This window comes from Sinomonas humi, from assembly GCF_000802235.1.
GTDB lineage: Bacteria > Actinomycetota > Actinomycetes > Actinomycetales > Micrococcaceae > Sinomonas > Sinomonas humi.
The window spans coordinates 22,849-29,165 of the sequence record NZ_JTDL01000036.1 but is presented as its reverse complement, the minus strand read 5'-3'; the positions used below and the strand labels follow the sequence as shown (position 1 = coordinate 29,165).

Here is a 6,317-nt window from a genome sequence, read left to right as displayed (position 1 = left end):
TCCCTCAACGCACGCTACCGGCGCGCAGTCAGGGCCCGAGGCCACTTCCCCAACGACGCGGCGGCCCTGAAGTGCCTGTACCTCGTCACCCGGTCCCTTGACCCCACTGGGCGCGGCAGGGCACGCTGGGCCACACGCTGGAAGCCGGCACTGAACGCCTTCGCGATCGCCTTCGAAGGCCGCATCAACTAACCATGGGCCAAACCGAACCCACCGTTATTCGGACAGTCCCCACCGGTCTTGCCCCGGCCCCCCCAAGCGTTGGGGAAGGCTCAGCGAGTCGCGCTTGCCGACGGTGTCGCCGTCGGCGTGAGGGTCGCTGTGCCAGGGGAGGCGCTGCCCGTCGGCTTCACGGGGCTGGCTGTGGCTGACGGGGTGGGAACGTACTGCCGGTATTGGGCAAGCGTTCCGTCCAGCACGGGGACCAGGACATCCTGGCTGGAGGAGCCGCTCTGGATCTTCACCGTCGTCATGGCGCCCGGTACGGCGCCCGAGCTGGTCAGGTCGGAGACACTGCGGTCGTCGCCGAGCAGGACCTGAGCGTTGGGCGGGACCGTGACGTCGACGCTGTTGGACGACTGGGTGGAGAGGGTCGCGGTGACCGGGGAAGAGGAGGTGTTGTAGAAGCTGCCGGTGAAACGGCCGGGGGCGTCCGCGCTGGGCGTGCTGCCCGTTCCTGCACCACCGGCAGAGACGATGGCGAGGTCGTTGACCTCCAGTGGGCCGACGGTGGACTGCACCCCGGGTACGGCGGCGGTGATGCTCTGCGTCTCCTGCGGGTTCATCACGCTGCAGCCCGCCAAGCCCACGCAGCTGGCGATGGCTGCTGCGAGGGCGAGCGACTGGGGTGCCCTGGCGATTCTGGGCATGCTGTTCTCCTGACCGTGCTCTGTGTGGCTGGGTGCGGGAGACGGGCTCCCAGCGTACGCCGCCGGGCGGAGCGGATGAAGGGCGGACGCGGTCGGATAGGGGTTGTCAGCCCCCGCTCAAGCCCCCATCGCGCGGAGCTCGAAGTCGTTCGGGCGGAGGTAGGTCTACGGCGCGCGCTTCGCCACCGGTGACTCCCGGCCCCTCCGGTGGGGCGCCTTCGCCTCAGTCGCGGAGGCTCTTCTTCGTCCGCTTGGCCTCGGCATAGTGGCCCGTGATGACCTGTTCGCCCATCTGCTCGGCCATCGCCTCGTGCTCGTAGCCCTGCCCGCCATCAGTGGCAATGACGTTGCCGTTGTCGGAGATGAGCCGCCAGCCCCAGTTGTGGTCGGGGCGCTGGTACACATTCAGTTCAGCCATGGCGGATACCTCCCCGTTGCAAACCCAGGCAAACCCCGTCGCCGGCTAACGAGTCAGCCCGGCCTGAAGGACCGGGGACGCACTGAGCGCCGGCGGCCGCCTCCATCCGATCCGGGTCCGCATCCAAGTGCGCCTCTGTCGAAACGCTGCCGCTTCGGCAGTCGGGCACTGGTTCCCGAGGGTTTCCGCAGGATTCGGCAAGGACAGCTGCTGCCGGCTGCGTACAGTCGTAGGTTTGAGGCACAGTCGGTGCCTGCCCCCGGCATCCGACGAGACCGAAAGCAGGGCCGGCCCATGACGCATACCGGAAGCAGTCTCTGGATGCCTCGGCTCCACCCAGAAGAGAAGACCCTGCGGGACCAGGCGCGGGGCATCCTCCGCGAAGCCCTCGACGGCCCTGGCCTGCGCGAAGAAGACAAGGAACGCCTGCGCGGCCTCATCTCGAAGCATCCGGAGCAGCCGGAGCGCGCCCTCCTCGAGCACCTGCGAGTCCTGCGCGAGGTCGACCGAGCGGAACTCCTGGCCAGCTAGCGGCGCTCTTCTCGGTAACGCCCTGGCGTCGGAAACGGACACAGGGAACGCTCTGCTACTTGCCGCTCCAGCGCTAGGCTGGCGACCAGCCTTCGTTCAGGCTTTCGGTGGTCGGGGGATGGACTGGCGCGGGGGGAGGGACGAGCTTGGCTGAATTGAAGTCCTGCGGACCCGGGCACGGGTGTTCACTCCCGGATCGGCCGCCGTCGAGCGTGTGGTTGAAGCACGCGGGCGCACTCATGTCCCACCTGGGGCGGTCGGGGCCCCGAGCTTCCCTGGACCATGGCTGCTGCTCGTCTTGATCCCGCGCTTCGTGCCCGATGGGAGTCGGCCGAGGGGAGGGGGGCCACCGGCAGCGACAAGGAGGCGTTCGAGATCATCATGTCCGCCAGCATCGGGGCGGGATTGGCACGATGGGACGCGGCCATCCGCGCGATCGCGCAGGCCAGCGATGCGACTGCCTGAGGTAGAGCGCGGCGATGACCTGCGCAGCAGGTCTCTGATCCGGCTCATATCAGCGATTTCGGGCATGCGGCTCCCGGATGCGGCACGTGTCGCCTTCTACCACAAGGACTTCGTGGGCCCGGCCTTGGGAGCCTGGACCCAAGCCGCGATGCGCGGTCCCAGCGGCTGGACGGTGGGAGAGCGAGAGCTCATGGCCGCGATGGTGGCCACTTGGAACTCGTCGGCATTCTGCATCGGCGCCCACCGTGCCACGGCGGTGCACGGCATCGGGGCCGCGACAGTGGACGCATGCCTGGCGGACTACCGTACGGCCCCTATCGCAGAGCCACTCCGCGCGGCCCTCGCCTTCTTGGAGACGATGACCCTGCGTCCAGAGGAGCTTCTGCCGTCCGACGCGCGCGCCGCCATGGCGGCTGGGGTGACCCGTGCACAGCTCGTGGACGCGGCAGCCGTCGCAGCCTTGTTCAACATCATCACCAGATACGCCGACGCGTTGGGCTTCGCCATCCCGACCGCCGCCGAGTTCGACAAGTCCGCACTCATGCTGCTCAAGCGCGGCTACGGATAGCGGGATCAGCTCCTCAAGAAGCCGGGAAAGAAGTGCGCCTGCCTGCCATGTGCATTCGCCCAGCCAGCGACCACCAGATTCTGGTGCTTTGCACATGTATGTTGGCGCGCTTTCCCGAATAGCTTGTCCTGTCGGTGTTAGGCCCGTCACACTCCACGGCAGAGCCGGCGCCGCAACAGAATCAAGAGGAGAACCCATGACCAGCTCCACCGGTCAATCCCAGAGCCGAGGGCTCGAAGTCCGCTCAATCGACTATGTGCCCTTGGACGAGCGCCACGGAAAGGTCTCGAGCATAGGCCCGCTCTGGTTCATGAGCAACGCCCAGATCGCCACTCTGGCAGTCGGGCTCATCAGCATCACCTCAGGCGGGAACCTGATCTGGTCGATGATCGCCATCGCGGTCGGGGTACTCGTCGGCACGCTGTTCATGGCGGCGCACTCATCCCAGGGCCCGCAGCTCGGGCTGCCGCAGATGATCCAGTCCCGCCCGCAGTTCGGGTACGTCGGCGCCCTCCTGGTCTGGCTGTTCGCCTACCTCCAGTACGCAGGCTTCAATATCTTCAACACCGTGCTCGCCGGGCAGGCTATCGGGGCGTCCGTGCACGGCGGGTCCGACAGCCTGTGGTTCTGGGTCGTGACCATCGTCGCGGTCGCCGTCGCGCTCTTCGGGTATGACCTCATCCACCGCTTCGAGCGCTACCTGACCTACCTGACGGTCGCGATGCTCGCGCTCCTGACGATCGCTGTCCTTACCCACCTGGACCTCCCTGCGGGGATGTTCGACCTCGGCGGCTTCCAGCTCGTGCCGTTCCTCGCCCAGCTCGGAGTCGCAGCCGGCTACCAGATCTCCTGGGCGATCTACGTCTCGGATTACTCCCGCTACCTTCCGCCCAACTCCGCCGGGCGGACCTTCCGGTACACCTTCTGGGGAAGCGCGCTCGGCGGGATCTGGGTCATGTTCCTCGGCGCCTTCATCGCCGCCGCCGCGGGGAAGGACTTCGACACCATCCCATCCATCCAGGCCACGGCCGAAAGGCTCTTTCCAGGCTTCGGCTCGATCGCGCTCTTCGTCGCGGCCCTCGGCCTTGTGTCCGTGACCGCACTGAACATGTACGGCGGATCGCTGACCCTCATCTCCTCGATCGACAGCCTGCGGAAGATCAAGCCCACGCTCACCCTGCGGATCGTCACGATCGGCATCACCGCTGCGATCTCCGTCATCCTCGCCAACGTCGCCTCGGCAGACTTCCTCGCGAACTTCAACGACTTCCTGCTGCTGGTCCTCTACTTCTTCATCCCGTGGACCGCGGTGAATCTCACCGACTACTTCATCGTACGCAAGGGCCATTACGCGATCGCCGAGATCTTCAAGCCCAACGGGATCTACAAGCGCTGGGGATGGCCTGGGATCATCGCCTACCTCGTCGGCTTCGTGGTGATGGTCCCCTTCTTCTCCGCGGGCACCCTGTTCGTCGGCCCGATCGCCCAGGCCATGGACGGAGCGGACATCTCCCTCTTCGTCGGGCTGCCTGTCTCAGCGGTCCTGTACTGGCTGCTGACCCGCAAGGTGAACTCGGCCGAGGAGGCCCACCTGGGCGAGATCGAATACGCAGACCTGGACTCTGCAGCACACAGGCACGGCCTGCCCCAATAGGAGTGGCACGGGGAGGCGCCGGCTCCGGCATGCACTGAGGAGCCGGCGCCCTTCAATCAGGACGCGTTGCGGGCGCGGTATGCGGGTAAGTACTAGTGCAAAGTCCGCTGGTCCGAAGGAGGAATCATGATGGTCGGGCGCGAAGACTTTGAGAGGGTGCGGGGTGCCGGAGGGAGCATCTTCGGCGGGGACGGAGAAAGGATCGGCCGGGTCGGCGAGTTCTATGTCGACGACGATACGAGTGAGCCCACATGGGTGAGCGTCAAGACCGGGCTCTTCGGCCTGAAGGAGTCTCTTGTTCCCCTCGAAGGGGTGGAGGTGCGCGGTGACGGCCTCGTGGTCCAGTACACGAAGGAGCAGGTCAAGGATGCCCCGCGCATCGACTCCGGGGGACACCTCGAACCCGGTCAGGAGGATCAGCTGTTCCAGCACTACGGGCGGCCGCGTGCAGCGCGGCTCAGGCTCATGACCGCAAACGAGAACATCGACCCCATCAAAGGTGACACTGGCTCCGTCTTTGATGAGGGAGGCTCGGCCTACGGGTCAGGGAGCGGCGAGTCTGTCGGGCTCGCGAGAGGCGAATCCGAGCAGCCCCAGGACGCCGGCGAGTCGGCAGGCAGGGGAGCACCGGGGTCAGAGCGCCAGGGCCACGAAGGCCCGAAGGAGACCAGCAGGATCCCCGGTGTGCATGACAAGCGCAGGGCCTGAGATCGGCACGCCGCGGGTCCCCGGAAGGAACTGAGGCTCCGGAACGAGTGTTCCGGAGCCTCGGTGCTTCTAGAAGGGAGCGGCGATCAGCAGGTCAGCGGGACGCTACCGGAGAGCCTGGTGCCTGATGCGGTGCACATGAAGATCGTCGTGCCCGGAGGCTGCTCGATCGTGAGCGTGATGGACGTGACCGAGACAACCGGGTTGACTCCAGTCCAGTTGTTGTTCGGGCAGCCCGCTTGGGCTCCTGTGACGGTCGCGGGAGCGGTCAGGACCGACGGATTGCTGGTGAACGTCAGGTTGCCGTTCTTGATCTCACCGGCGGGGATGACCAGAGGCTGCGACGGGGCAGGACCGACAAGCACCCTGTTCTGGCCGGGCGCGATGTTCCCGCCTCCGTTCTGGCACTGATAGACGGCCGTACCGGACGTGCTGAGGTCGACTTGGACGTCGGCGTTGCCCAATCCTGCCATGGTCCCCGTACAGGTCGTCGTGGCGCTGGTGCCGCCCGAGGAGTATGTAACGGTGCAGACGGGCGAGCCGCCGGGCTTGAAGTGCGGGCTGGAAGCTTGGGCTGCGGTCATGCCGGCTCCGAAGAACAGGAGCAGGACGCCGCCCAAGAGCGCGAGGATGCGACGGAGGTGGATTCTCATTGCTGTGACCTTTGGTGCGGGTCCTTCGGCCCCGTCTCGGAAGGACCAGATGGTGGTTCGGTTCAGCGCGTGACGCGAGCCCCGTGGAACCTTGGACCGGTGAGACTCTCCCCCAAGCCAGCAGAGGCCCCCTTCGGCGGTGCCCCTGTCCCCGCAGGAGATCCGCCCCTTGTCAGCTCTTCAACCGCGGCTCGGAGCACCATCGCGTCAGCCGCCCGCAATTGCGCCTCCAAGCTACGTCGCGCTCTGGGCGAAGTCGAGACGTTTGGGCCGATCGGTTCCTTGACGAAGCCTGCAAGGCGTCGTGGCGCGCGCAGTAAATGCCCTGAGCGCTTGCGCCGAAGGTCGAGTGGCGGAACAGAGGACGGTTGCGGGCGCGGTGCGCTGGTCTGGGAGGCAGGCATGAGACCTTTCCGACGTCGGGTAGGGCCTAAAGACCCCTACCCGAGTC

General features: G+C 66.5%; 9 protein-coding genes. 6 read left to right on the top strand and 3 right to left on the bottom strand.

Annotated elements, in window-relative coordinates; genetic code table 11:
* The coding region (locus LK10_RS02375; RefSeq protein WP_043119365.1) for a transposase at nt 1-192 on the top strand (192 nt) is incomplete at its 5' end.
* Nucleotides 193-272: 80 nt separating this feature from the next.
* Here the strand turns inward: LK10_RS02375 and LK10_RS02370 are convergent.
* Both LK10_RS02370 and LK10_RS02365 read right to left on the bottom strand, forming a co-directional pair.
* The gene (locus LK10_RS02370) at nt 273-869 is read right to left on the bottom strand and encodes a hypothetical protein (protein WP_156143998.1); all 597 of its coding nucleotides are present in this window, start codon (nt 867-869) and stop codon (nt 273-275) included.
* A 223-nt stretch (nt 870-1,092) separates the two neighbouring features.
* Entirely contained in the window at nt 1,093-1,287 is a 195-nt protein-coding gene (locus tag LK10_RS02365; RefSeq protein ID WP_043119838.1) for a DUF1508 domain-containing protein, read from the bottom strand.
* Between the two features lie 294 nt (nt 1,288-1,581).
* Here LK10_RS02365 and LK10_RS02360 point away from each other — a divergent pair, with 294 nt between their 5' ends.
* The 5 genes from LK10_RS02360 to LK10_RS20690 all read left to right on the top strand — a co-directional run bounded on the left by LK10_RS02360 (nt 1,582) and on the right by LK10_RS20690 (nt 5,213).
* Nucleotides 1,582-1,818 carry a hypothetical protein gene (locus tag LK10_RS02360; protein WP_156143997.1) on the top strand — a complete coding sequence of 79 codons (237 nt, stop codon included), beginning with the start codon at nt 1,582-1,584 and terminating at the stop codon, nt 1,816-1,818.
* A 282-nt stretch (nt 1,819-2,100) separates the two neighbouring features.
* Nucleotides 2,101-2,283, top strand: coding sequence for a hypothetical protein (locus tag LK10_RS02355; protein ID WP_043119836.1), 183 nt, complete (start codon nt 2,101-2,103; stop codon nt 2,281-2,283).
* The gene (locus tag LK10_RS02350) at nt 2,270-2,851 is read left to right on the top strand and encodes a carboxymuconolactone decarboxylase family protein (RefSeq protein WP_043119835.1); all 582 of its coding nucleotides are present in this window, start codon (nt 2,270-2,272) and stop codon (nt 2,849-2,851) included. Before LK10_RS02355 ends, LK10_RS02350 begins: the two co-directional genes overlap by 14 nt.
* 196 nt (nt 2,852-3,047) lie before the next feature.
* Nucleotides 3,048-4,505 carry a purine-cytosine permease family protein gene (locus tag LK10_RS02345; RefSeq protein WP_043119834.1) on the top strand — a complete coding sequence of 486 codons (1,458 nt, stop codon included), beginning with the start codon at nt 3,048-3,050 and terminating at the stop codon, nt 4,503-4,505.
* Between the two features lie 126 nt (nt 4,506-4,631).
* Nucleotides 4,632-5,213, top strand: a complete 582-nt coding sequence (locus LK10_RS20690; RefSeq protein WP_052206851.1) for a PRC-barrel domain-containing protein — start codon at nt 4,632-4,634, stop codon at nt 5,211-5,213.
* 86 nt (nt 5,214-5,299) lie between these two features.
* Here LK10_RS20690 and LK10_RS02335 read toward each other — a convergent pair whose 3' ends face one another.
* Nucleotides 5,300-5,866, bottom strand: coding sequence for a hypothetical protein (locus LK10_RS02335; protein ID WP_043119833.1), 567 nt, complete (start codon nt 5,864-5,866; stop codon nt 5,300-5,302).
* Nucleotides 5,867-6,317 lie beyond the last annotated feature (451 nt).

Bases quoted from the DNA above. Each gene is read 5' to 3' on its own strand.
- LK10_RS02335 (WP_043119833.1), bottom strand. From the start codon at position 5,866: ATGAGAATCCACCTCCGTCGCATCCTCGCGCTCTTGGGCGGCGTCCTG.
- LK10_RS02370 (WP_156143998.1), bottom strand. From the start codon at position 869: ATGCCCAGAATCGCCAGGGCACCCCAGTCGCTCGCCCTCGCAGCAGCC.
- LK10_RS02350 (WP_043119835.1), top strand. From the start codon at position 2,270: ATGCGACTGCCTGAGGTAGAGCGCGGCGATGACCTGCGCAGCAGGTCT.
- LK10_RS02345 (WP_043119834.1), top strand. From the start codon at position 3,048: ATGACCAGCTCCACCGGTCAATCCCAGAGCCGAGGGCTCGAAGTCCGC.
- LK10_RS20690 (WP_052206851.1), top strand. From the start codon at position 4,632: ATGATGGTCGGGCGCGAAGACTTTGAGAGGGTGCGGGGTGCCGGAGGG.
- LK10_RS02355 (WP_043119836.1), top strand. From the start codon at position 2,101: ATGGCTGCTGCTCGTCTTGATCCCGCGCTTCGTGCCCGATGGGAGTCG.
- LK10_RS02365 (WP_043119838.1), bottom strand. From the start codon at position 1,287: ATGGCTGAACTGAATGTGTACCAGCGCCCCGACCACAACTGGGGCTGG.
- LK10_RS02360 (WP_156143997.1), top strand. From the start codon at position 1,582: ATGACGCATACCGGAAGCAGTCTCTGGATGCCTCGGCTCCACCCAGAA.